Origin of the sequence: Ectopseudomonas composti, from assembly GCF_001567565.1 — a bacterium.
Classification (GTDB): domain Bacteria; phylum Pseudomonadota; class Gammaproteobacteria; order Pseudomonadales; family Pseudomonadaceae; genus Aquipseudomonas; species Aquipseudomonas composti_A.
The window spans coordinates 59515-82673 of record NZ_LSSW01000032.1 but is presented as its reverse complement, the minus strand read 5'-3'; the positions used below and the strand labels follow the sequence as shown (position 1 = coordinate 82673).

17 protein-coding genes and 1 tRNA gene are annotated in these 23159 nt (G+C 61.2%); 6 read left to right on the top strand and 12 right to left on the bottom strand.

Annotated features, from left to right (window positions below):
• Nucleotides 1-159: 159 nt before the first annotated feature.
• On the bottom strand, nt 160-1620 hold the full coding sequence (locus tag PCLY_RS23045; RefSeq protein WP_061242693.1) for a sigma-54 interaction domain-containing protein: 1461 nt from the start codon (nt 1618-1620) through the stop codon (nt 160-162).
• A gap of 298 nt (nt 1621-1918) precedes the next feature.
• On the opposite strand from PCLY_RS23045, the gene PCLY_RS23040 reads away from it, so the two are divergent.
• The 4 genes from PCLY_RS23040 (at nt 1919) to PCLY_RS23025 (ending at nt 6033) form a co-directional block, all read left to right on the top strand.
• The gene (locus PCLY_RS23040; protein ID WP_061242691.1) at nt 1919-2920 is read left to right on the top strand and encodes a DctP family TRAP transporter solute-binding subunit; all 1002 of its coding nucleotides are present in this window, start codon (nt 1919-1921) and stop codon (nt 2918-2920) included.
• A 130-nt stretch (nt 2921-3050) separates the two neighbouring features.
• A complete protein-coding gene (locus tag PCLY_RS23035) occupies nt 3051-3527 on the top strand; it encodes a TRAP transporter small permease (protein WP_021490336.1) in 477 nt (158 codons plus the stop codon).
• Entirely contained in the window at nt 3517-4812 is a 1296-nt protein-coding gene (locus tag PCLY_RS23030; protein ID WP_061242689.1) for a TRAP transporter large permease, read from the top strand. The genes PCLY_RS23035 and PCLY_RS23030 overlap by 11 nt, the downstream gene beginning before the upstream one ends.
• A gap of 123 nt (nt 4813-4935) precedes the next feature.
• Entirely contained in the window at nt 4936-6033 is a 1098-nt protein-coding gene (locus PCLY_RS23025; protein ID WP_061242687.1) for a GGDEF domain-containing protein, read from the top strand.
• Nucleotides 6034-6043: 10 nt separating this feature from the next.
• Here PCLY_RS23025 and PCLY_RS23020 read toward each other — a convergent pair whose 3' ends face one another.
• Nucleotides 6044-6412: a hypothetical protein gene (locus tag PCLY_RS23020; protein WP_061242685.1), complete on the bottom strand. Its 369-nt coding sequence runs from the start codon at nt 6410-6412 to the stop codon at nt 6044-6046.
• 195 nt (nt 6413-6607) lie between these two features.
• Here PCLY_RS23020 and PCLY_RS23015 point away from each other — a divergent pair, with 195 nt between their 5' ends.
• Nucleotides 6608-8239, top strand: a complete 1632-nt coding sequence (locus tag PCLY_RS23015) for a hybrid sensor histidine kinase/response regulator (protein ID WP_061242683.1) — start codon at nt 6608-6610, stop codon at nt 8237-8239.
• Nucleotides 8240-8242: 3 nt separating this feature from the next.
• Here the strand turns inward: PCLY_RS23015 and PCLY_RS23010 are convergent, their stop codons facing one another.
• A complete protein-coding gene (locus tag PCLY_RS23010) occupies nt 8243-8878 on the bottom strand; it encodes a LuxR C-terminal-related transcriptional regulator (protein WP_061242681.1) in 636 nt (211 codons plus the stop codon).
• Nucleotides 8879-9037: 159 nt separating this feature from the next.
• On the opposite strand from PCLY_RS23010, the gene PCLY_RS24690 reads away from it, so the two are divergent.
• Nucleotides 9038-9196: a YqaE/Pmp3 family membrane protein gene (locus tag PCLY_RS24690; RefSeq protein WP_003084988.1), complete on the top strand. Its 159-nt coding sequence runs from the start codon at nt 9038-9040 to the stop codon at nt 9194-9196.
• Between the two features lie 232 nt (nt 9197-9428).
• On the opposite strand, the gene egtD is transcribed toward PCLY_RS24690, so the two are convergent.
• From egtD to rpoD, 9 genes are all read right to left on the bottom strand, one after another.
• Nucleotides 9429-10391 (bottom strand): L-histidine N(alpha)-methyltransferase, encoded by a 963-nt coding sequence (gene egtD / locus PCLY_RS23005; protein WP_061242679.1) that lies wholly within the window; start codon nt 10389-10391, stop codon nt 9429-9431.
• A 2-nt stretch (nt 10392-10393) separates the two neighbouring features.
• Complete coding sequence (gene egtB / locus PCLY_RS23000; RefSeq protein WP_061242678.1) at nt 10394-11677, bottom strand: ergothioneine biosynthesis protein EgtB; 1284 nt, start codon at nt 11675-11677, stop codon at nt 10394-10396.
• Nucleotides 11678-12319: 642 nt separating this feature from the next.
• On the bottom strand, nt 12320-13669 hold the full coding sequence (locus PCLY_RS24930; protein ID WP_197432231.1) for an ATP-dependent nuclease: 1350 nt from the start codon (nt 13667-13669) through the stop codon (nt 12320-12322).
• 65 nt (nt 13670-13734) lie between these two features.
• Entirely contained in the window at nt 13735-14913 is a 1179-nt protein-coding gene (locus tag PCLY_RS22995; RefSeq protein WP_061242676.1) for a GmrSD restriction endonuclease domain-containing protein, read from the bottom strand.
• 89 nt (nt 14914-15002) lie between these two features.
• Complete coding sequence (locus PCLY_RS22990; RefSeq protein ID WP_061242674.1) at nt 15003-15773, bottom strand: nuclease-related domain-containing protein; 771 nt, start codon at nt 15771-15773, stop codon at nt 15003-15005.
• 171 nt (nt 15774-15944) lie between these two features.
• Nucleotides 15945-17066, bottom strand: coding sequence for a Fic family protein (locus tag PCLY_RS22985; protein ID WP_061242672.1), 1122 nt, complete (start codon nt 17064-17066; stop codon nt 15945-15947).
• Between the two features lie 252 nt (nt 17067-17318).
• Nucleotides 17319-17395: transfer RNA gene (locus tag PCLY_RS22980), tRNA-Ile, on the bottom strand.
• Nucleotides 17396-17411: 16 nt separating this feature from the next.
• The gene (locus PCLY_RS22975; protein WP_061242670.1) at nt 17412-21146 is read right to left on the bottom strand and encodes an EAL domain-containing protein; all 3735 of its coding nucleotides are present in this window, start codon (nt 21144-21146) and stop codon (nt 17412-17414) included.
• A gap of 157 nt (nt 21147-21303) precedes the next feature.
• On the bottom strand, nt 21304-23151 hold the full coding sequence (gene rpoD, locus PCLY_RS22970; RefSeq protein WP_061242668.1) for an RNA polymerase sigma factor RpoD: 1848 nt from the start codon (nt 23149-23151) through the stop codon (nt 21304-21306).
• Nucleotides 23152-23159 lie beyond the last annotated feature (8 nt).

Sequence of the window (23159 nt, the reverse complement as noted above, 5' to 3'; positions counted from 1 at the left end):
CAATCCGGGGGCTTTTGTGGGTGCCTGCTCCCCGGATTTCATCCGGGCTACGTGATTGCGGCCCACCACGCTTTTTGTGGGAGGGGCTTTAGCCGCGACTGTTGTGGGGGAAACGTTGCGGATGGAGCATCGCCAGCAACTAGGCTCCTGCGACGATGCTCAGCCCCGTCGCCCCAGCCCATGCTGCGCCAGCTTGGCGTAGAACCCGGCGCGGGAAATGCCCAGGCGTTCGGCGGCCAACTGTCGATTGCCGCCCGTTGCCACCAATGCCGCCTGCAGCGCCTGGCGCTCGGCCTGCGCCAGCTGTTCGGCCAATGTCTGCGTCGTACTCGTCATCACCGGAGCAACGGGCGACGGCTCACTCGGCGCGACCGGGTCGACCAGCAAGCCACGCAAGGCCTCACCATCCAGCCGCCCATCGACCGCCAATTGTGCCCGCTCCAGCAGGTTACGCAGCTCACGCACGTTGCCCTTCCACGGCTGCGCGCAGAGCAGGGCCAGGGCGTCGTCGCTCAGCTCCAGCGGCGCCAGGCCGGAGCGGTTGGCCAGGTCATCGAGCAGGTGTTCGATCAGCGCCGGAATATCGCTGGCCCGCTCGCGCAGCGGCGGTACGCGCAGGGCCAGCACGTTGAGACGGTAGTACAGATCATCGCGGAACTGCCCGGCGGCCACCTTGGCTTCCAGGTCGATATGCGTCGCCGCGATTACCCGCACATTGAGCGGTTTGACCTGGTTGGAGCCAAGCGGCTCCACCTCCTGCTCCTGCAGCACGCGCAGCAGCTTGGCCTGCAACGGCAGCGGCAGATCGCCGATTTCGTCGAGAAACAGCGTGCCGCCGTTGGCCACCTCGAACTTGCCGATACGCCCCTTGCGCTCGGCGCCGGTAAAGGCGCCCGGTGCGGTGCCGAACAGCTCAGCCTCGACCAGGGTTTCCGGAATCGCCGCGACGTTGACCGCGACGAATGGCCCGTTGGCCCGTGGCGACAGGTTGTGGATGCCCTGGGCCAGCAGCTCCTTGCCGGTGCCGGTCTCACCACGGATCAGCACCGTGGCGTCCAGTTGCGCAGCACGGCGGGCCTGGCGCTTGACCTCACTGGCCGCAGCACTGGCGCCAATGAACCCGGCAATGGTGTAGCGCGCCCGCCGCGCCTTGGCCAGCTCGTGCTGGGTGGCGAGCAACTGGCTCTGCAGGTTGTTGTACTTGGCCATCAGCGGTTTGAGATGGCGGGCGCGGTCGAACAAAACGAAACCCAGCGCGCCGACCAGGGTGCCGTCCTCGTCGCGCAGCGGAATCCGGGTGACCACGAAGTGTTCGCTGCCGAAGGCCATCAGGTCGAGCATGCTCGGCTGGCCGCTTTCCACCACCTCGCGCAGGCGGCTGGCTGGCAGCACCTCCTCGATCTCCTTGCCCAGCGCGGTGCGCGCATCGGCGATGCCGACCTTCTGTGCGTACTTGTCGTTGATCCAGACGATGCGCGCCTGGCGGTTGACCGCGATGGTGCCCTCGCACTGCGCGTTCAGGTGATCGAACAGCAGCGGCATGGCCACCGCACGAAAGCGCTCGGGCGAGACGCCGATGATCAGGCCGTGCTGGTCGAGGTCGTCGCGGGAGATGGCCATGGGCGAATGTCCGGAAGTGAGGTGCCGGTGATTATGGGCAGCGCCGTTCCAGGCGGGCAACGTCAACAGTCATCGGACAATGGCAATCGCCGCGCGCTTCTGGAATAGTTGGGCGGCTGCGCGTAACCCGCCGGCATCTGCCGATCGCCCACAAGGCCTGCCCGGCAGCTGTGACACCTGCCGTGTCCCTTTTGCATGCCGACCTGGCGTGCCAGGCGAGCCAACCGCCCGCCGCTGGATCCGCACCGCTGTGTCGGTGCCACAACGACAACTCCAAGATCCACACAAGGACGCCCCGATGAAACTCAAGCGACTCTTTTCCGCGCTCGCCGCTGGCGCTGCGCTGACCGCCCTGTGCGCCACCGCGCAGGCGCGTGAATACTCCGTTTCCACCGTACTTTCCGACGCTTTCCCCTGGGGCCAGGCCGCACAGAAGTGGGCCGATCTGGTCAACGAGCGCTCTGAAGGGCGCATCACCCTGCGCGTTTACCCCAACGCGCAGCTGGTCGCCGGCGACCAGACCAAGGAGTTCTCCGCGATGCGCTCGGGCCTGATCGACATGGCCGTGGGCTCGACCATCAACTGGTCGCCGCAGGTGCCGGAACTCAACCTGTTCTCCCTGCCGTTCCTGATGAAAAACGATGCCGACCTCGACGCCATCACCCAAGGTGAAGCCGGCAAGCTGGCTTTCGCCGCCATCGAGCAGCGCGGCATCGTGCCGCTGGCCTGGGGCGAGAACGGTTTCCGTCAGCTGTCCAACTCGGCCAAGCCGGTGCGCAGCCCGGCCGACCTGGCAGGCCTGAAGATCCGCGTGGTCGGCTCGCCGCTGTTCCAGGACACCTTCACCACCCTCGGCGCCAACCCGACGCAAATGAGCTGGGCCGACGCCAAGCCGGCACTGACCACCGGCGCGGTGGACGGCCAGGAAAACCCGCTGTCGGTGTTCGACGTGGCACGTGTCGACCAGGTGGGCCAGAAGTACCTGACCCTGTGGGACTACATGGCCGACCCACTGGTGTTCGCCGTCAACCAGCGCGTGTGGAAATCCCTGCCCGAGGAAGATCGCGAACTGCTGCGCCAGGCCGCCATCGACGCCGGCAAGTGGGAGATCGAGCTGTCGCGTGGCGCTCAGGCCCAACGCCTGGCCGACGTGCGTGAGCGCGGCGTGGAAGTGATCGAACTGACCGACGCCGAGCGCGCCGCGTTCGTCGAGGCTACCGCCAGCGTGCAGGAGAAATGGGCACCGCGCATCGGCGACGCGCTGATGGAAGCCGCGCGCAAGGCCGTGGCCCAGCCCTGATTCGTTTTATCTGACCGGAAACTCTCCCAGCCTGCTCTGCTCCCCTCTCCCGCTTGCGGGAGAGGGGCCGGGGGAGAGGGCGGGGGGGCGCCACCGCATGAGCGCATTGTTCCGGTCATTCGAGGTTCTTATGAGCAAGCAAGTCGACGCGCCGCTGGAGCGCGTGCTCGCCACCCTGGCCCTGGTGATCATCAGCCTGATCAGCCTGGCCAACGTGGTGGTGCGTTATTTCACCGATGCATCTTTCGCCTTCACCGAGGAAATCTCGGTGTTCCTGCTGGTCATCCTCACCTTCGCCGGTGCTTCGGTGGCCATGCGCAGCAACCGGCATATCCGTATCGGCCTGCTCGAGCGCCTGTTCCCGCGCCTGCGCACGCCGCTGATCCTGCTGCAGTGGCTGGCCGGCGTGCTGGTACTGGGGCTGGTGTGCTGGTACGGCGGGCAGTTCGCCTGGGAGGAGTTCCAGTGGGATTCCGAGTCGCCCGGCCTCGGTCTGCCCAACTGGTGGTACGTGATCTGGCTGCCGGTCCTGGCGCTGCTGGTGTTCGTGCGCCTGACCCAGATGACCGTCGATCGCCTGCGCGGGAGGATCAGCGATGAGCCCTGATCTTTGGCTGATCCTCAGTTTCGTCGTGCTGCTGGCGCTCGGTGTGCCGGTGGCGTTCGCCCTCGGCCTGTCCGGGGCCATCGGAATCATCGCCGGCCTGTCGCCGGACATGCTCGCCACCCTCGGCACCAACACCTACAACGGCGTGGCCAAGTACCCGCTGATCGCCATTCCGCTGTTCATCCTCACCGGCCTGGTGTTCGAGAAAGCCGGCGTGGCGCTCAGATTGGTACGCTTCGCCCAGGCGCTGATCGGCCCACGGCATGGCGGCCTGGCCCTGGTCGCGGTGCTGGTGTGCCTGATCATGGGCGGCATGAGCGGTTCCGGCCCGGCCGACGCCGCCGCCGTGGCCATGGTGATGCTGCCGAGCATGACCAAGGCCGGTTACCCCAAGCCGTTCTCGGCCACGCTGATCGCGGCATCCGCCTCGACCGCGATCCTGATTCCGCCGTCGATTGCGCTGATTCTCTACTCCATCGTGGTGCCGGGCGTGGACCTGCGCGCGTTGTTCGCCGCCGGCCTGTTCCCCGGCATCCTCGCCGGCCTGGTGCTGTTGCTACCAGCCTGGCTGCTGTCGCGTCGCTATGGTTGGGAGAGCCCGGAAGAGGGCGAGCGCCCGGCTATCGGCGCAAGCTTCAAGCAGGCGCTGCCAGCGTTGTTCGCCCCGGTGCTGATCCTCGGCGGCCTGCGCAGCGGCCTGTTCACGCCGACCGAAGCGGCCGTGGTCGGGGTGACCTATGGCGTGCTGGTCGGCCTGTTCGTCACCCGTGAGCTGGACTGGCGCAGCCTCTGGCGCCTGTGTGGCGAGGCGGGCGTGATCTCCGGTGTGGTGATGCTGATCATCGCCCTGGCCGGCATCTTCGCCTGGGCCGGCACCATGCTCGGCACCTTCCGCCATCTGGCCGAATGGCTGATCTCGCTGTCGGACAACGGCTGGGTGCTGCTGGCGCTGGTGATGCTCGCCGTGCTGCTGGCCGGCATGCTGCTCGATGCCATCTCCATCTACCTGATCCTGATGCCGATCCTGATTCCGGTGATGCAGCACTTCGGCTGGAACCCGGTGTGGTTCGGCATCCTGCTGGCGATGAATATCGCCATCGGCCAGTTCACCCCACCGGTGGCGATCAACCTGATGGTCACGGCGGAAGTCGCCAAGATCCGCCTGGAACAGACCGTTGGCTGGGCCGCGCTGTTCGTCGTGGTGATGTCCAGCGCCCTGCTGCTGGTGGCGATCTTCCCGGAAATCGCCCTGTGGCTGCCGCGCGTTCTGGGTTACGCGGTGTAAAACGGGCAACGACGTCTATAGTTGCCTGATGGTGCGCTGCGGGGGGCGCAGGTCGTTGAAACAGCGTGAGTGGTTTTCAATGGCCTGCTGGGCGTATCGAGGGCGGCGGTACTGGGCAATAAAATGGGCGATGGCGACTATAACGATCACAGGGATGTAGCAGGGCACTGCGAAGGGCTGCGTGAGTCCGGCAAGCGTGCGCTGATGCGTACCATCCTGCTCGCCACCGGCCTGACCCTGGGCGGCTTCTCCATCCTGCAGGCGCTGGCCGGCAACTATCCGTTCGCCATCATCGAGGTGCTGTGCACCGCCTTGCTGCTGTTCGGCGCCTGGCGCATCGAGCGTGCTCGACGTCTGTACCTGTGGATCTACCTGTACCTGATCCCGACCTTCTGCTTCATCCTCTACATCATCGTCATGCCGGATGCCTCATCGGGAGCTTTCGTCTGGCTGTACATGATTCCGCTGCTGGCCTACCTGCTGCTGGGCAAGCAGCGTGCCTTCCTGCTCACCGCTCCCTTCATGCTCGCGGGGCTTTTGCTGTACTTCGCCGACAACCGCGTGAACCTCGACACCCACGGCCTGATCGATATCGGCAACGCGGCCCTGTGTGGCGTGCTGATCCTGGTGTTCGTGCATATCTACGACGGCTTGCGCATGCAGGCCTACGAGGAGCTGGAGCGCCAGGCGCAGACCGACTCGCTGACCGGCGCCGCCAGCCGTGGCAGTTTTCAGCATGCGCTGCAGCGCGCCATCCAGGAGGCTGAGCGCAGCAATGGGCATCTGGTACTGGTGCTGCTCGACGTCGACCACTTCAAACAGGTCAACGACCAGTGGGGGCACGAGGCTGGCGACATGGCCTTGCAGCACATCTGCCAGACCCTGCAGCAGCGCCTGCGCGTTACCGATTTTCTCGGGCGCCTGGGTGGGGAGGAGTTCGGCCTGCTGCTGCGCCATACCGACAGCACCGGCGCCGACCCGCTGGTGGAGAAGCTGCGCCGGCAGATCGCCGAGCAACCGCTGGACTACGACGGCGAGCAGATCGAACTGTCCGCCACCTTTGGCCTGGCCGCCTGGCCGCGAGACGGTCGCAGCGCCGCCGAGCTCTATCGCGCCGCCGACCGCCGCCTGTACAGCGGCAAGCAGCGCGGCCGCAATCAACTGGTCAGCGCCGATATGCCGACCGAGCTGCTGCTGGACAAGTTCGACGTGCGGCTTTGAGTGCTGCTTATCAGCGTGCTGCGCTGGCAGGTGCGGCTGGCACGCATGGCTGCTGACCGGCACCCGCCAGGCTCTCTATGTTGTTCAGTACATTCTGGCTCTGGTTGACCTTCTGCGCGTTTTGCGCGACCTCCATACGCTTGGCATAGGTCGCGCTGTTGCCATTGAAGCTCTGCTGCGTTTCCAGCACGGTATTGGCCATCTGCAGCAGGCTACGTCCGGTGGCGATAAGGTCGCTGGTCGCGCTCGGTGCGCAGGGATCGTTGGCCAGCTGGGCGTTCTGCAGACCCTGGGTTTGCGTGTTCTGCGCCAGGCATCCGCTCAGAGAGACCAGCAGCGTGGCGCTCGCAATGACTCCGAGGGTTCCTTTGATGTTCATCAGACACTCCCTTCCAAGACCGTGCCCCAGCCCAATGCCGAGGGGTTGCCCGGATTCTAGGAAGGGCTGATGCAGGCTTAAATAGTACGGGTGTACTAGTGCCTCTTTGCCTGCCCATCCGTGCCTTGCGCCGTTCGGGGGCTCCGGCCTAAGGTGCCGGCACACCACACGAGCTGTGATCAGCAGGGAAACGGCATGTCCGCGAACGCCACCGCCGCTTACGACACCGAACGCGCTCAGGCTGGGGTGCGCCTGGTCTTCATGTCGGTCGCGGCCTGCTACATCGTGATCCTCTACCATCTTTCGCTGATCAATCCGGCGCTGGTATGGAAGATCTTCGTTCTCGAAGGCGTTTTCAGCGTCGCCGCCGCACTGATCTGGTTCGATATCCGGCGACGTCCAGGCAGCTATCGTGGGCGGCGTCTGATCACCATGCTTACCGACTACGCCGGTATAACGGTAGCCATGGCACACGGTGGCGCGGCCATGCTGCCGGTCTATGCGATTCTGCTCTGGGTCACCATCGGCTATGGCTTGCGCTACGGCTCAGGCTACCTGTTGTTGGCCACCGTGATGGCATTGCTGTCGCTGACCGTGGCCGCCAGCCTGTCGGCGTACTGGCAGTCCCAGCCCTATCTGATCGTCACGTTGTTGCTCACCACTCTGATGGCACCGGCCTACATGCACGCGCTGCTCAAGCGCTCGCGCCAGGCGGCTGAGGCCGAGCAGGCTGCCAACCGCGCCAAGTCGCAGTTTCTCGCCCAGGCCAGTCATGACCTGCGACAACCCATTCATTCCATCAGCCTGTTCACCGCCTGCCTGCGCGACAGCAGCCTGGATACCGAGCAGCGGCGCCTGGTGGAGAACATCGACAAATCACTGCACAGCGTCGCGCGTTTGTTCCGCACGATTCTCGACATGTACTCGCTCGACAGCGGTAAGGTGGTGCCGCAACTGGAGCCGCTGGAACTGCGCGGCCTGCTGCAGCAACTCATCCAGCAGAATGCCGAGGCGGCGCGCTGGGCCGGAGTGGAAATCCGCCTGCATTGCCCGCCGCTGCACGTGCATGCCGACCCGGTGCTACTCACCACCATGCTGCAGAACCTGCTGTCCAATGCCCTGAAATACGCGCCGGGTAAACCGCTGCTGATCGCCTGTCGGCGTCGCGGGACAGGCGTCGCCATCGAGGTCTACGACAAGGGACGCGGCATCGCCGCCGGCCATCTCGACAGCGTCTTCGAGGAGTTCTATCGCGTGCGGCAGGATCGAGACAGCGACGTCGAGGGAATGGGCCTGGGCCTGGCCATCGTCAGACGCCTGGGTGCGCTGATGGACATGCGCGTGAGCATTCGCTCCGTGGAGGCACGCGGTACGCGGGCGGTGATCGACGGCCTGCAACGCGTCGAGGCGCCGAGCGTGCTGTCCTCGGCAAAGGGCAGCAGCCTGCAGGCGCCACGCATGCTCGATGGCTTGCGCGTGTGCCTGATCGAGGACGATCAGAACGTGCTGCTGGCCACCGCCACCTTGCTGCAGAAATGGGGCTGCGAAGTCGCCACCTTCAGCACGCTGCCCGATACCTCTGCGCAGTTCGATCTGGTGGTGACCGACTTCGACCTCGGCACCGAAGCGTCGGGGGCCGACTGCATCCAGCACGTGCGGCGCAGCAGTGGGCGCAAGGTGCCGGCGATCATCATGACCGGGCACGACGTGCGTCGTGTGCAGGAGCAGGTGGGTGACAGCGATATTCCGATCCTGTCGAAACCGGTGCAGCCCGCCGAGCTGCGTTCGCTGCTGGTGGCCTTGAAGCTCAAGCTCAAGACTGCGTGATGCTTACACCAGCCCGGCCTTGGCGCCCTTGGCGGCGGCTGCGGCGCGGCTGCTGACGTCGAGCGTGCGCAGCAGCGACGACACATGGATGCGCACGGTAAAGGGCGAGATCGCCAGTTCACGGGCGATTTCCTTGTTCGACAGGCCGCGTACCACCAGCCGCAGTACCTCCTGCTGGCGTGGCGTCAACTGCTCGAGCAGATGGCGGTCCGCGACCAGGGCCGGTACGCCGGATGGGCCCAGGGTCAGGATGAACTCCCCGGCGCTTACGGCCAGCAACGCATCGGCGATTTCATCCGGCGGCGTCGCCTTGCCGATGAAACCGTCGGCACCTGCGGCCATCACCTCATCGATCAGCTCGCGGTTGTCGACCATCGACACGATCACGATCGAGCTGCGCGCAAAGCCTTGGCGCAATGCGCTGATGGCCTGCGGCGATTGACCGGGGAACAGCAGGTCGAGCATGAACAGGTTCGGCGCCGGGCCAGCATGCGCCAGGCTCAGCACCTCATCCATGTCTCCGGCTTCGAGGATGCACGCCTGGGGGAAGACGCGCTGGGCGATACGACACAGACCGTCGCGGAAAACCGGATGATCGTCGGCGACGATGATGCGTTCTTGTCGTGATTGTTCAGACATGCTGGATATTTCCATCGTGTCGCCAGACTAAGGTCATATCTGCGGTGGCGCCAGCGTCTGGTTCTCAGTATTGCCGCCGGCTTCGTCACCCGGAATGAACTGCAAAGCGGTAGCCGCAGTCTGTTCATGTACCACTTATGGAATGTAGAGGAGTACCGCATGGATCTTATTCGTATCCTCATCGCCATCCTGCTGCCACCGCTGGGCGTATTTCTCCAGGTCGGTTTCGGCGGCGCGTTCTGGCTGAACATCCTGCTCACCCTGCTCGGCTACATCCCCGGTATCGTCCACGCCGTGTACATCATCGCCAAACGCTGAGGCCTGTCCCGAGCTTGCTCGCCTACTAATGTTGAACGCGCTTTTCTCCCCTCTCCCATTCATGGGGCTACAGCGGAAACAGCGAAGCACCGCTCCGCCCGCTGTCGCGACCTGAGCTCTGCGAAGGGCTGGGGCACAGGGTGGGGGCTGGGGGAGAGGGCAGAAAATCACGCAGCAATTTGCTTATCCCACCCCTGGCGACGGCTCGCCATTTCTCCCTGGCGAAGTTCCTTCACTCCCGCCGCAAAAAATGCACGCTGAACAACTGCGCCGGGTCGCGCCACATGGCGACCGAGGTGAAGCCGCACGCCCCGGCCAACTCACGAAAGCCACTGGGCGTGTACTTGTAGGAGTTCTCCGTGTGCAGGGTTTCGCCAGCGGCGAAGTCGAACACGCGATCCTCGATGCGCACTCGCTGCGCCTGCCGGCTTACCAGATGCATTTCAATGCGCGACTCGGCTTCATTGTAGAAGGCCCGGTGCTGAAAACGGCGAGGGTCGATATCACTGTGCAGCTCGTTGCGGATGCGCTCGAGCAGGTTGAGGTTGAACAGCGCGGTGACCCCAGCCTGATCGTTGTAGGCGCGCTCCAGTACCTGACGGTCCTTGACCAGATCCACACCGATCAGCAGACCGCTACCTGCCGGCAACGCCTGATGCAGGTTGCGCAGAAAGGCGCGCGCCTCGCTCGGGTCGAAGTTGCCGATGCTGGAGCCGGGGAAGAACGCTAGCGGACGTTGCCCCAGCGCCTCAGCAGGTAGCTTCAGGGGCTGGCTGAAATCGGCGCACAGCGCGTGCACATCGAGCCAGCGATAGTCGGCGGCCAGACGGCGGGTACAGCTATGCAGGAACTCGCGGGAGATATCGATGCCCAGGTAACGCGCCGGGCGCAGGGCTTCGAGCAACAGGCGAATCTTGCGGCTGGCACCGCTGCCCAGCTCCACCAGGCTGGCGTTGCGCCCGGCCAGCTCGGCGATATCCTGCGCGGCCAGGCGCAGGATGGTTTCCTCGGTGCGCGTCGGGTAGTACTCCGGCTGCAGGCAGATCATCTCGAACAGCTGCGAGCCGCGATGATCGTAAAAGAACTTCGGCGACATCGCCTTCGGACTGGCCGCGAAGCCGCGCAACGCTTCCTCGCGCAGGGCGTCCTGTTCTGGGCTGAGGATTTGTTCGTGGGTACGGATTGCCAATGCCATGCTCAGAGCTCCTTGGCCAGGCGCAGGCCGGAGAACTGCCAGCGCATGGTGGGGTAGAAGAAGTTGCGATAGGTGGGGCGAACGTGGTCTGTCGGCGTGGCGCAGCAACCGCCGCGCAACACCATCTGCCCGGACATGAACTTGCCGTTGTACTCGCCCAGGCTGCCGCCCAGCGGGCGAAAGCCGGGGTAGGGCCGATAGGCGCTGGCGGTCCATTCCCAGACATCGCCATACAGCTGCTGCAAGCCATCGCCCGCACCGGCAGCCACCGGTTGCAGATGATCGTTCTCGACGAAGTTGCCCCGCAGCGGTTCGTCCTGCGCGGCGACTTCCCACTCTTCCTCACGTGGCAAGCGCGCCTGCGCCCAGGTGGCGAAGGCCTCGGCCTCGAAGTAGCTCAGGTGGCAAACCGGCGCATCGAGATCCAGCTCGCGCGGGCCGCCCAGGGTCAGCTCCAGCCAGTCATCGCCCTCGCGCAGCCAGTACAGCGGCGCCTGCCAGCCGGCACGCTGGATATGATCCCAACCGTCGGCCAGCCACAGCGCCGTGCTGCGATAACCGCCATCGCGGATGAACTCAAGATATTCGCCGTTGCTCACCGGTCGGCTGGCCAACTGAAAGGCCTCGACGAACACCCGATGGCGCGGCCGCTCGCAATCGAAGGCAAAGCCCTCGCCGGCATGGCCGACCTGGCGCAACCCGGCGGGAAACTCGATCCAGCGCAGTTCGCTTGCGGCCGCGCCGCCCGGCTTGAGGTCGTGGCGGTAAACCGGTCGCAATGGGTTCTGCGCCAGGATGTGCTTGATATCCATCAGCAGCAGCTCCTGATGCTGCTGCTCGTGCTCTAGCCCTAGCTCGATACGTTGCAACACCTCGTCGGCCAGCTCAACATCGCGCTGGTCGAGCAACTGCGCCATGGCCAGATCGATATGGCGGCGATAGGCGTACACCTCACGCACCGTCGGCCGCGACAACAACCCGCGCTGCGCCCGCTCGAAGGGCGTGCCGTGGGTCTTGTAGTAGGAATTGAACAGATGGTCGTAGCGCTCATCCAGCGGGCGATAGCCCGGCAGAAAGGGCTGCAGCACGAAGGCCTCGAAGAACCAGGTGACATGCGCCAGATGCCATTTCGGCGGGCTGACGTCCGGCATGCTCTGGATTACGTAATCCTCAGCCTCCAGCGGCTGGCAAAGCCGCTCACTGGCGGTGCGTACCCGCTGATAGCGCTGCCATAGCGGTTCGAGGTGCGGCGGTGAAACGGCGATCCTGCTGGTGCGGTCTCGCATAACACGCATCCTTTGCTGGCGCCGCGTAGCGCGACGGTTCTAAAAGCCGACTGGCTAATAGGGGCAAAGGTTCAAGGAAAAATGTGGCGTTTACATGGCAGGGGGCGGAGGCGGTGGCCTCGTGCGTCCTGTTTTGGCGTGACGAGCAGGCTGTTCTTTATGCCGCTCGTGCACGGCATAGGCCTGCGAAGCGTAGCCTGGAGTTGTATTCCGCAGGGGAATCGTGGTCTGTCCCTGATTCCTCTGCCGCACTGATTCCTCTGATTCCTCTCTTGACCGCCCACAGTCCTTTGTCAGCGACGTAGAACGCGGGGTCCGCCGGCTGGATCTGATCCAACTACGGGATATTTGTCAGGTGCTCGGCATTAGCTTGAGTAGCTTTGTGCAGCGCTTTGAGGAGGAGTTGGTTGGCAATAGTGGTAATAAGGACAAAGGGTAAGAGCTAGGGCTATTGGTACACCCAAGGCGATGTGCTGCCACAGAGGAAAATAAATCTGACCCTGATTTCGTGACGGTTCTAAAAGCGGGCTGTGCCAGAAGGGCAAAGGTTCATAGGTGGCAACGATAAGCAGCTAGGCCGCGGAGTAAACAACATAAAAGCCGCGCGTTGCGCGGCTTGAAAGATGGTGATCTAAGCTACTATTAGCTCATAAGCTGTTCAAAATCGCTTAAAAAAGTCTGTGATAACTCTTCATTTTTCAGAACCCAAGTATCACATAATCTTGGCAGTAAAGAGCCAGTATCCATCTCGATTGCTCTTGCAAATTCTGGTAAAAAGTCATGAATATCTGCCCCCGCGGTACGATCTAGGGCGTCATGGGCTTTGATGTCAGTGCATGAGAGAATATTTGAAATCTCAGATACTTCCATTCTTGAGATCATATCTATTAGGAGGCTTTCAGGAGGGGTTTCGCTTGGTAGAAAAGCAAAATGACTTATATCTCTTAGGTCTCGAGCCATAGAGTGCCTACAGTCACCATCAAAAATCCCAATAAATTTCAGGGCTAAATTTGAGTCATGAAAATTTTTTAAACGATTTAGAATCTGCCCATTAGAGTTGCAGCAGTAAAAATAAAATCCGTCAGCCACATATTTAGTTGATTTTTTCAGAAGTGCTTTAATGAAGCATCCCGCTGCATAGTCCTCATACATTAAAACGCCTACCTTCGGAGAACTCAAGCCTAGTAGTCTCAGCGGTTCAAGCTCGTCTGATGCAGTAGCGCATCTTACTCCAGCGTGCTCCTTTCGTAGAATATGTACATGAGAACGTTCTACTCTCTTTAAAATATGTTCTGAATGGGTGCTGAGCACTATTGGTAAGCCGATGCTCGCGCCATAAAGAGCGAGCACGTCTACTAACCTCAATTGAATAGAGGGAGGTAAAAAACTTTCAGGCTCTTCAATGAAAACTATTCGAGCCCCATCCAGCTGCGAGATTCGCGTCATTAACCAAAAAAAGTAAAATAATGAAAGCTCACCTAAACCCATTCCGCGACTATCATAACTCCGCCCGCCTATAGAAACTTCAAAAAATGGCAGATAGGCATAGTCCTGAAATTCGTCCTCAATACTTCTAATGTTTACGGACTCATACGAGCTATTGGTTAGATAGTTAAGGAGTTGCAAGTCATCACCAACTATAGGTTGGGGGCTGAACTGCTCCAATAGCTCCTCTAAGTTCTCCTGAGAGTTGAAAAGAAGCTGTATGTCTGGGATAAGATAACATGGGTCAAACATGAAGCCAGACACGTCGCTGCATTCAATGGGGTCATCCTTGGTTGCCAGTCTGGCAGTAATTCCATTCGATTCAACCAAAGGTGTTAAAAACTGACTTTGATTACTTTGTTCGCAAAAAAATAGATTGTATACCGAGCGTATTAAATTGCTTTTCCCTATGCCGTTACGCCCAACAAAAACATTTATGCCAGGCTTTAAGGATACCTCCATTCCATCAAAAAGAACGCCTCCCTGAAATAAAATTCTTTCTATCATGAAAGGGTATGTTCTGTTAAACAGTTTGCGCCAATAATCCTCTCGCCTAGCTTGCCGCAAGTTCATCATATCCCTGCCCCCCAAGATAGATCCCTGGATATTTCTAACAAGGTTTGCTCGCTGAATCTCTCATGGTTGGAGCTGAAGTAGTGAAGCCTGGAATAAAGCTTTTTAAGCTTTTCGTCCGCATCAATTATATTAGGGCTATACAGCACAAGCACGCCCCACTGAATCATGTCGCGCAGAACTACCGACGAGGTATCAGCAACACGTGAACTCGCACGATCCTGATAGATATACATCAGCTTAGATAAAAATGAGCTGGTGATACCCTTGGGTAAGTCCTTAATCTCATCAGAATCCGTAGAGCTTTCTCGCAAAGATTCAAAAGTAGAAAAAAAGAAATCAGGAATGAATTCAGTGTCATAAAACTTATCGGCTGCCTGATGTATAAAGACAAGCCATGAACTAATTGTTGCCTTGTTTAATCTAGCTTCTTTTTTAGATAATGCTTCGCTAAGTGTGCGAAGGCAGTTCTTTGCTGAACGTATAAGTTCACTGTCAAAGCCGGTGGCGCTACGATACCTGGTTGTAACTGTGTTTGCTGTGATCTTTTTAAGAAGTGTGCCCTCTTCAAGGGTTAACAAGAATTTTGCCAGCACATCATCATAGGCCATTCTTGAATTAGAAAAGCCCAATACCTCTCTGCGAAACCCTAGCTCAACCATGTACTCGGCTAAGTCTTTTATTTGCTGGCGAGCCTCACCAAAGTATGCATTTCTTTGCTCGGCTGAGGTCAGGTTGGTTGGCTGATTTAATCGATAAAATAGCTCTCCAGGCTCTTGAGGCTTGTAGTCTGATATGGTCAAAACGCGAACTGTGAAATTCTCTATTTTGGAGGTGATTTCCTCAGGAAGCTCACTCCAATACAGGCCATCAAGAGAATCTATAAAGGTATCATATGGATCCTGCTCCCCATTAATGCAAAATTCATCTTCCAAAAAGTCTCTGATTGCCGCTAAGCGTTGCTGCCCGTCCAATACCTCTTGGCGACTACTGCCAGGGATTTCAATCACGTGGATCGGCGGGATATGCCAGCCTCGTAAGATTGTATCTATTAGTCGTTGCTTTTTATTTTTGCCCCATACCTCCCCCCTCTGAAAATTTGGCTGCAAGTCTAAGCGGCTATTTTTTATCTTCCGGTACAACGTGGCGATATCAGGGTCAGAGGGAGTTAGGTGCATTTAATATCCTTACAGATGGGTGGATTAATTTATAAATTTCTACAACGACAATAGGGAGCAGACCACGATTTCCTGTTCTCACATGCATTTCAAAGCCCCTGCATAGTCCGGCACTTGGGAAACGCCGAACAGCCCCAAAACTGCTGTCCCGCTTTCGCACCTGATTTCACGGTGCGGATCAGCAGCGCACTGCCACATTTCGGGCACTGTCGCTCAGCTGTCGGGTCACTCCGGCGCTTGAGGTTTTGCACATGCTCGCGATGGGTGGCGAGGGTTGGCGCGCGGCGGCCGGTTTGCAGGGTGTGCAGCATGGCGTCGACTTCAGCCTCGCTGAATACCGGCTGCTGGAATGACTGGATATAGCGGATAAAGCCGATGCCCTGAGTCACGTTGGCCGGCACCTCGGTTTTGAAGGTGCTGCCGCCGACAAAGGTGATGACCGAGTGCAGGTGCTCGGGGTTAACGCCAAGGGTGGCTTCCAGGGCTTTGAGGTGTTTGTAGTTCTGACGTAGCGGGTTCTGGAATTTGAAGCTGCGTTTGTAGAGTTTCTGCGTCCACTGCGCCTGCTTCTCGCTGCCGAAGATCCAGCCGCTCATGTTCTTCGTTTCCAGTACGAAGATGCCGTAGGGCGAGAGAAATACGTGGTCGATCTGCGTGGTGCCGTCCGGCGTGTTCAGGGTGACGTTGTGCAGGCGGCGGTAGGTTTGCTTGTCCAGCTGCCAATGGGCGAACAGCCGCACCAGCAGTTCACCGATCTGCCCCTTGGCCCAAGGCGATTTGAGCAGGCCTATCAGCAGGGCTGCCGGGATAAACCAGGCCAGCATGCCCCAGACCTGGGCGACTATCGGGCTGTAATCCATTTTCTTCCTTGAGCAGAGCTGCTTGATGGCTGGGCGAGCAGATGTGCCGAAATCCAGTTGCCAGGCACTGCTTCGGATAATGGCTAATTGATTTCAATGACTCAAGGGGATCGCGACCATTGTCCTATGGCGCGATGACGCACCAAAGGCGAATTCGGCCGGCTCAGATGTTCAGCGTGCTATCTGGTAACGGGTACTGCGCCCGCCACCGGGCAGCCGCTCGATGCAGCCCTTTTCCAGCAGGTCGTTCAGGTGGCGGGTTGCGGTGGCTTTGGATACCTTGGCCACGGCTTGGTACTGGGCTGCGCTGGTACCGTTTTCGAAACCCCTTTCGCCGTCATCGAGCAGGCGGTTAAGCACTTTGACTTGCTCCGCCGATAGGGTTTGGCTGCGGTGTGCTTGCCAGAAGCGCGCCTTGCCCAGTACGCGGTCAATGCGAGCGAGCGCCTGTTCCAGGCTATTGAGCAATGTTTTGAGAAACCACTGCAGCCAGTTGGTGATATCCAGCGCGCCTTTCTGACTGGCTTCGAGGATGCGGTAGTAACCGGCGCGGTCGTCGAGGATGCTCGCAGACATCGCGTAAAAGCGAATGGCTTGCTGCTCGCCCTGAGCCAATGCCAGATCGGTGATGGCGCGGGTGAGGCGACCGTTGCCGTCATCGAAGGGGTGCAGGGTAACGAACCAGAAGTGGGCGATGCCGGCGCGCAGAAAGGGATCGAGACTGGCATCGCTGCGGCTGTTCTCGAGCCAGGCGAGAAAGTCCTTCAGCTGCACTTCCAGCCCTGCGCGGGGAGGGGCCTCGAAATGTACGGTCGGTTGGTCGATGCGACTGGAAACGACCTGTATGGGCTCTTCGCCGCGCAGTTTGCCGATGTGTAATGGCCGAGCCAGCAGTTGCTCATCGGTGGGGAATAGCCAACGGTGCCAGGTAAAGAGTCGCTGTTCGTTCAGCGGCTCTTGATGCGCCTGGGTGGCATCGAGCAGTAGCTCGGCCAGGCCTTCGGAGCGCGAGGTGGTGCGGCCTTCTTCGTTCAGCCCCAAGCGCCGCGCCAGCGATGAACGCACCGAACCGACATTCAGCTGCTCACCCTCGATGGCTGAAGAGGTGACGATGTTCTGCAGCATGGCATCCAGGCTGCTCTGCACTTCGGTGTCGCTGCCCACCGCGCCGAGCATACCCAACAAGCGCCCCTGAGCCTGACCGCAAGCGCGCAGCAGCGGTGCAAGCGTTTCGGCTTGCCAACTGAAGTGCGGCCAGTTGGGCTGCTGCCAGATCCAGAGCGGGTCATTCATAAGGTGGGGGCGTCTGTGAGCCGATTAGCGAGCCTATTCGGCTCATTGAGTGAGCCGATAATGCGGGCTATTCGGCTCACTGTCTAATCATCCCCATATTGCGCGGGGACAGATCTGGCATCCCCGGAGCTTTTGATAGCCCATGGGGCGCGTGGACGCTCTGTGGGCGGCAGGAGTGAAGTTGGTGGGCTGTAGCGGTGAATTTGTCTCAGCACAAAAACACAAAAGCCGCGCAATGCGCGGCTTTGAAGGTGGTGGGCCCACACGGACTCGAACCGTGGACCAAAGGATTATGAGTCCTCTGCTCTAACCAACTGAGCTATAGGCCCCCAGAAGGCCGGCGGATTATACCGGCGCGTTCTCGTCAGCGCCAACGGCTTGACCGGGCGAGAGAAATTTACGGGTGAAGGCCTCTGCACAGAGCGGGCGGCTGACCACGTAGCCCTGAATCTGCAGGCAGCCTTCGGCGGCCAGGCACAGCTCCTGCGCCTTGGTTTCCACGCCTTCAGCGATGACCGTCAGTTGCATGCTGTTGCCCAGGGCGATGATGGCGCGGGTGATCGCCAGGTCGTGCGGGTCGTCCGGCAGGCCGCGAATGAATGACTGGTCGATTTTCAGCACATCCAGTGGCAGGCGCTTGAGGTAGCTGAGCGAAGAGTAACCGGTGCCGAAGTCGTCGATGGCCAGTTGTACGCCGAGTTGCTTGAGGCGGTGGAGGAGGTCCAGCGCTTCGCCCGCCTGGTTCATGATGAAGTTCTCGGTGATCTCCAGCTGTAGCAGCTCCGGCGCCAGGTCGTAGCGCTGCAGCAGTTCGCTGATGCGCGGCAGCAGGCTCGGCTGGTGCAACTGGGCGCCGGCGAGGTTGACCGAGAGGGTGCCGAAGTTGTGCCCACTTTCCTGCCATTGCTGCAGCTGGCGGCAGGCTTCTTCCAGTACCCAGTCGCCCAGCGGCAGGATCAGCCCGCTTTCTTCCGCTACGGGAATGAAGCGGTCCGGCGGGATTTCGCCGAATACCGGGTGCGGCCAGCGTACCAGCGCCTCGGCACCCACCAGGCTCTGGCTGCGCAGGCAGAATTTGGGCTGGTAGTGCAGGTGCAGTTCGTTGCGCTCCAGGGCGCGGCGCAGCTCCTGTTCCATGGCCATGCGTTCGTTGACCTCGAACGTCAACGCACGGGTGTAGAGCTCGCTGCGGTTGCGCCCCTTGGCCTTGGATTGGTACATGGCGGCATCGGCGTTCTTGACCAGGGTGGCGACGTCGAGGCCGTCCTTGGGATAGAGGCTGATGCCGATGCTGGCGCTGATGAAGAACTCGTGGTCATCGAGCTGGAACGGTGCGCGAAAGCATTCGAGCAGTTTCTGCGCGACCTGTTCGGCGTCCTGCGGCTGGGCCAGGCCGGGCAGCAGGATGATGAACTCGTCACCGCCGAGGCGGGCCACGGTGTCGATGTCGCGCAGTTGCAGCTTCAGGCGTGCGGCAATGGCCTTGAGCAGCTGGTCGCCGACCGGATGGCCGAGGCTGTCGTTGATCTGCTTGAAGCGGTCGAGGTCGAGGAACAGCACGGCGCCGAGCTGGTCGTCCGCGCGCGAGCCATCGAGGGCGCTGCGCAGGCGCGTTTCGAACAGCAGGCGGTTGGGCAGGCCGGTCAGCGGGTCATGGTGGGCCTGATGATCGAGGCGCGCCTGGGCGTGCTTGAGGCTGGAGATGTCGGCGAACACGCCGACGAAGTGGGTGATCTGGTTGTCGCTGTTGCGCACGGCGCTGATGGTCAGCCATTCGGGATACAGCTCGCCGTTCTTGCGTCGGTTCCAGATTTCCCCTTGCCAGTGACCGTTAGCCGCGAGGCTGTGCCACATGGCGGCGTAGAAGGCGTTGTCGTGCTGACCAGAGGAGAGCAGGGTGGGGCGTTGGCCGAGTGCTTCGGCCTCGCTGTAACCGGTGATCTGGGTGAAGGCGCGGTTGACCGCGGTGATGCGCTGTTCGAGGTCGGTGATCAGCACGCCTTCGGCGGTGCTCTCGAACACGGTGGCAGCCTGCAGCAGCTCTTCCTGCATCTGCTGGCGGTCGGTGATGTCGCGGGCGATGGTCAGCAGGCATTCGTCGCCGCCGATGGGCAGCGGCTGCGCCGAGAGTTCGCAGAGGCGCAACTGACCGCTCTTGTTGCGTACCGGGGCGATCATGTCGCGCACACTGCCCTGTTCGCGAATCTGCCGGACCAGGCGTTCACGGTCCTGCGGATCGGCCCAGATACCCAGGCTGAGGGTGCTGTGCTTGCCGATCTCGTCGAGGCTGTAGCCGGTGATATGGCTGAATCCTTCGTTGGCCTCCACCAGCATGCCGTCGCGCAGGCGGGTGATCAGCAGGCCGTCAGGCGAGGCATGGAAGGCCTTGGCGAATTTCTCCTCGGATATCTGCAGTTGCTGCTGGGTGGCCTTGAGCTGGCTGATGTCGCGCACCACCACGACCAGTGCCGGGGTGTTGTCGAGGACGAATGGGCTGGCCGAGAGCAGGCCGGTGAACAGGCTGCCATCGGCGCGGCGGAAGGGCATTTCCAGGTTGCGCAGGCTTTCTTCCTGCAAGCGCAGGCGCATGCTCGGGCCGATGCCGGGCACGCCCCACAGGTCGAGTTCTGTGGCGGTCTTGCCGACGGCCTGTTCGGCGCTGACGCCGGTCTGTTCGGTGAAGGCGGCGTTGGTCTCCAGCAGTACGCCGTCGTCTCGGCGGGAGATGAGCAGGATGTCCGGGCACTGCTGGAATACCGAGGCGAACTTCTGTTCCGACAGGCGCAGGGCCTGCTCGGTCTGCTTGGCATCGCTGATGTCGATCATCAGGCCACGTATGACCTGGCGGTCGTCACGTTGCAGCAGGGTGACGATGTCGCGTACCCAGACGGTGCGCCCATCGGCAGCGAGCAGGCGGTATTCCAGGGTGTGGTCCTTGCCGGCCGCGCATTGTTCCAGGCAGCTGCGCAGGGTGTGCTGGTAATCGTCCGGGTGCAGGTGGCGTTGCCAGAAACCGGGCTCGAGCCATTCGTGCAGAGGGTAGCCGAGCAGTGTTTCCGCGTGAGGCGAGACGTAGGTGTAGGTGAGCGCGCTGGACTCGGTTTCCCAGGTAATGGCCGAGAGGCTTTCGACCATGTCGCGAAAGTGCTTTTCGCTGCTGCGCAGTTCCTGTTCCAGCGCTTCACGGTTGCGCATCTCCCGTTTCAGGCGATGGTTGATGCGCAGGATGATGGCGATGACGGCCAGCAGCGCAAGCAGGGCGGGCAGGCCATAGAGCAGGGCCCGATGCCAGAGCGCGCGCTGGTCCAGCACGCTGCCGACCCAGGGCTGCTGCAGACGGGCGATTTCCTCGGCACTGAGCTCGGCGAACAGGCGGTCGAGAATGCCGATCAGCGTGGTTTCGCCACGTGGAGTGGCCATTGCCAGCTGATAGCGATAGGGTGTCTCGCCGCTGATGTATAGACCGTCGAGCTTGAGCTGGCGCAGGCTCCAGACGCTGGAGGCGAGGTCGCCGACCATCGCGTCGGCCTGGCCGGTCGCCAGTGTCTGCAGCGCTGCGGCGACACTGCGCATTGGCAGCAGGCTGAGGTCGGGGTGTCGCTGGCGCAGCAGTTCGTGTGGCGCGTAGTCCTGGACGACGGCAACCTTGAGGCCATACAGGTCTTGGAGCTGCTTGGGCTGTGGCCCGCCGGAGCGGGACAGGATGATGATGGGGAAGTCCAGGTAGGGACGGGTGAAGCTCAGGTATTCCTGGCGTTCGGGCGTGGACATCACGCCGGGAAGCAGGTCAATCTGGCCCCTGCGCGTCTGCTCCAGTGTCGAGCTCCAACTGCTGGCCTCGACGGGTTGCAGCTCGACGCCAAGGCGCGCTTCGATCAGTCGGACATAGTCGGCGGTCAGGCCCTGATAATTGTCCTGCGCGTCACGAAATTCGAAGGGGGGCCAGGAAGCATCGACACCCAGGCGCAGTTGGGGGTGAGCTGCCAGCCAGCTGCGCTCTTCCTCGGTGAGTGTCAGGGCTAGAGCCGGGGTCATCCAGTACGCCAGGCACAACAGCACAATGGCCGGCAAGCGGGGCATAACGGCCTCGTTTCGAGATCAGTATCGTCGCAGTGTAGACCGGTCGATGCACGGATGGCAGTTTGATCGCACTTGCTGCGCGGCCACTGTGTGTGAGCGTCATTGCGCGGCGATTGCCCGCAAAGCAAAACCCCCGGCCTGGGCCGGGGGTTTGGTATCACTCGTCGAGGAAGGAGCGCAGATGCTCGCTTCGCGTCGGGTGGCGCAGCTTGCGCAGCGCCTTGGCTTCGATCTGACGGATACGCTCACGGGTGACATCGAACTGCTTGCCCACTTCCTCGAGGGTGTGGTCGGTGTTCATGTCGATACCGAAGCGCATGCGCAGGACCTTGGCTTCACGGGCAGTGAGGCCGGCCAGCACTTCGCGAGTGGCTTCCTTGAGGCTTTCGACCGTGGCTACGTCGATCGGGGACTGCATGGTGCTGTCCTCGATGAAGTCGCCCAGGTGCGAATCTTCGTCGTCGCCAATCGGGGTTTCCATGGAGATCGGCTCTTTGGCGATCTTCAATACCTTGCGGATCTTGTCCTCGGGCATTTCCATGCGCTCACCCAGCTCTTCGGGCGTGGGCTCGCGACCCATTTCCTGCAGCATCTGACGGGAGATGCGGTTGAGCTTGTTGATGGTCTCGATCATGTGCACCGGAATACGGATGGTGCGCGCCTGGTCGGCGATCGAGCGGGTGATCGCCTGGCGAATCCACCAGGTGGCGTAGGTCGAGAACTTGTAGCCGCGACGGTATTCGAACTTGTCCACCGCCTTCATCAGGCCGATGTTGCCTTCCTGGATCAGGTCGAGGAACTGCAGACCGCGGTTGGTGTACTTCTTGGCGATGGAGATGACCAGGCGCAGGTTGGCCTCGACCATTTCCTTCTTGGCGCGGCGAGCTTTCGCCTCACCGATGGACATACGGCGGTTGATGTCCTTGATCTCGGCCAGGGTCAGGCTGCACTCGGCTTCCAGATCGGCAAGCTTCTGCTGGCAGCGCTTGATATCGGCCTGCAGGTTGCCCAGGGCTTCGGCGTACTTGGCCTTGCCCTTGGCCAGATCACCGGCCCAGTCCATGTCGACTTCGTTGCCCGGGAACAGGCGCAGGAAGTCGGCACGCGGCATGCGCGCATCACGTACGCACAGCTGCATGATGGCGCGTTCTTGCGTACGCAGGCGGTCGAGCGCGTCGCGGACCTGAATGACCAGTGCGTCGTATTGCTTGGGCACCAGCTTGATCGGCATGAACAGCTCGGCCAGTGCGGCCAGCTCTTCGATGGCCTGCTTGCTGCCACGACCATGCTTCTTCAGGGCCTTCTGGACTTTGTCCTGCTGCTCGGCCACGGCATTGAAACGGCGAGCCGCTTCTTCCGGGTCCGGGCCGCCATCGCCTTCTTCTTCCTCGTCGTCGCCGCTGTCGTCCTCTTCTTCGTCGTCGCTTTCTTCAGCGGCGGCGCCTTCCTTGACGGGAACGGGGGCGGCGGCTTCGTCAGGCACGTTGCCGTCATCCGGGTCGATGTAGCCACTGAGTACTTCGGCCAGGCGGCCGCCCTCGGTGGTGACGCGGGTGTACTCGGCGAGGATGCCGTCGACGGTGCCGGGGAAGTGAGCGATGGCGCTCATGACTTCGCGGATGCCTTCCTCGATGCGTTTGGCGATTTCGATCTCGCCTTCGCGGGTCAGCAGTTCCACGGTGCCCATTTCGCGCATGTACATGCGCACCGGGTCAGTGGTGCGGCCGATATCGGTCTCGACGGCGGCGAGGGCGGCAGCAGCTTCTTCGGCTGCAGCCTCGTCGGTGTCGGCATCGGCCAGCATCAGGGCGTCTGCGTCCGGAGCACTCTCGTGTACCGGGATCCCCATGTCATTGATCATGCGGATGATGTCTTCCACCTGCTCAGGATCGGAAATATCTTCCGGCAGGTGGTCGTTGACCTCTGCGTAAGTCAGATACTTCTGCTCACGACCCAGGGTGATCAACTCTTTGATACGAGATTGCTGCTGCGCTTTTACGGACATAACACCCT

Coding starts and splice junctions, on each gene's coding strand:
- PCLY_RS23020 (WP_061242685.1), bottom strand. CDS start 6,412: ATGAACATCAAAGGAACCCTCGGAGTCATTGCGAGCGCCACGCTGCTG.
- PCLY_RS23010 (WP_061242681.1), bottom strand. CDS start 8,878: ATGTCTGAACAATCACGACAAGAACGCATCATCGTCGCCGACGATCAT.
- PCLY_RS23040 (WP_061242691.1), top strand. CDS start 1,919: ATGAAACTCAAGCGACTCTTTTCCGCGCTCGCCGCTGGCGCTGCGCTG.
- egtB (WP_061242678.1), bottom strand. CDS start 11,677: ATGCGAGACCGCACCAGCAGGATCGCCGTTTCACCGCCGCACCTCGAA.
- PCLY_RS23045 (WP_061242693.1), bottom strand. CDS start 1,620: ATGGCCATCTCCCGCGACGACCTCGACCAGCACGGCCTGATCATCGGC.
- PCLY_RS22990 (WP_061242674.1), bottom strand. CDS start 15,773: ATGGATTACAGCCCGATAGTCGCCCAGGTCTGGGGCATGCTGGCCTGG.
- PCLY_RS23015 (WP_061242683.1), top strand. CDS start 6,608: ATGTCCGCGAACGCCACCGCCGCTTACGACACCGAACGCGCTCAGGCT.
- PCLY_RS24930 (WP_197432231.1), bottom strand. CDS start 13,669: ATGATAGAAAGAATTTTATTTCAGGGAGGCGTTCTTTTTGATGGAATG.
- egtD (WP_061242679.1), bottom strand. CDS start 10,391: ATGGCATTGGCAATCCGTACCCACGAACAAATCCTCAGCCCAGAACAG.
- PCLY_RS24690 (WP_003084988.1), top strand. CDS start 9,038: ATGGATCTTATTCGTATCCTCATCGCCATCCTGCTGCCACCGCTGGGC.
- PCLY_RS22975 (WP_061242670.1), bottom strand. CDS start 21,146: ATGCCCCGCTTGCCGGCCATTGTGCTGTTGTGCCTGGCGTACTGGATG.
- PCLY_RS23025 (WP_061242687.1), top strand. CDS start 4,936: ATGGGCGATGGCGACTATAACGATCACAGGGATGTAGCAGGGCACTGC.
- rpoD (WP_061242668.1), bottom strand. CDS start 23,151: ATGTCCGTAAAAGCGCAGCAGCAATCTCGTATCAAAGAGTTGATCACC.
- PCLY_RS23035 (WP_021490336.1), top strand. CDS start 3,051: ATGAGCAAGCAAGTCGACGCGCCGCTGGAGCGCGTGCTCGCCACCCTG.
- PCLY_RS22995 (WP_061242676.1), bottom strand. CDS start 14,913: ATGCACCTAACTCCCTCTGACCCTGATATCGCCACGTTGTACCGGAAG.
- PCLY_RS22985 (WP_061242672.1), bottom strand. CDS start 17,066: ATGAATGACCCGCTCTGGATCTGGCAGCAGCCCAACTGGCCGCACTTC.
- PCLY_RS23030 (WP_061242689.1), top strand. CDS start 3,517: ATGAGCCCTGATCTTTGGCTGATCCTCAGTTTCGTCGTGCTGCTGGCG.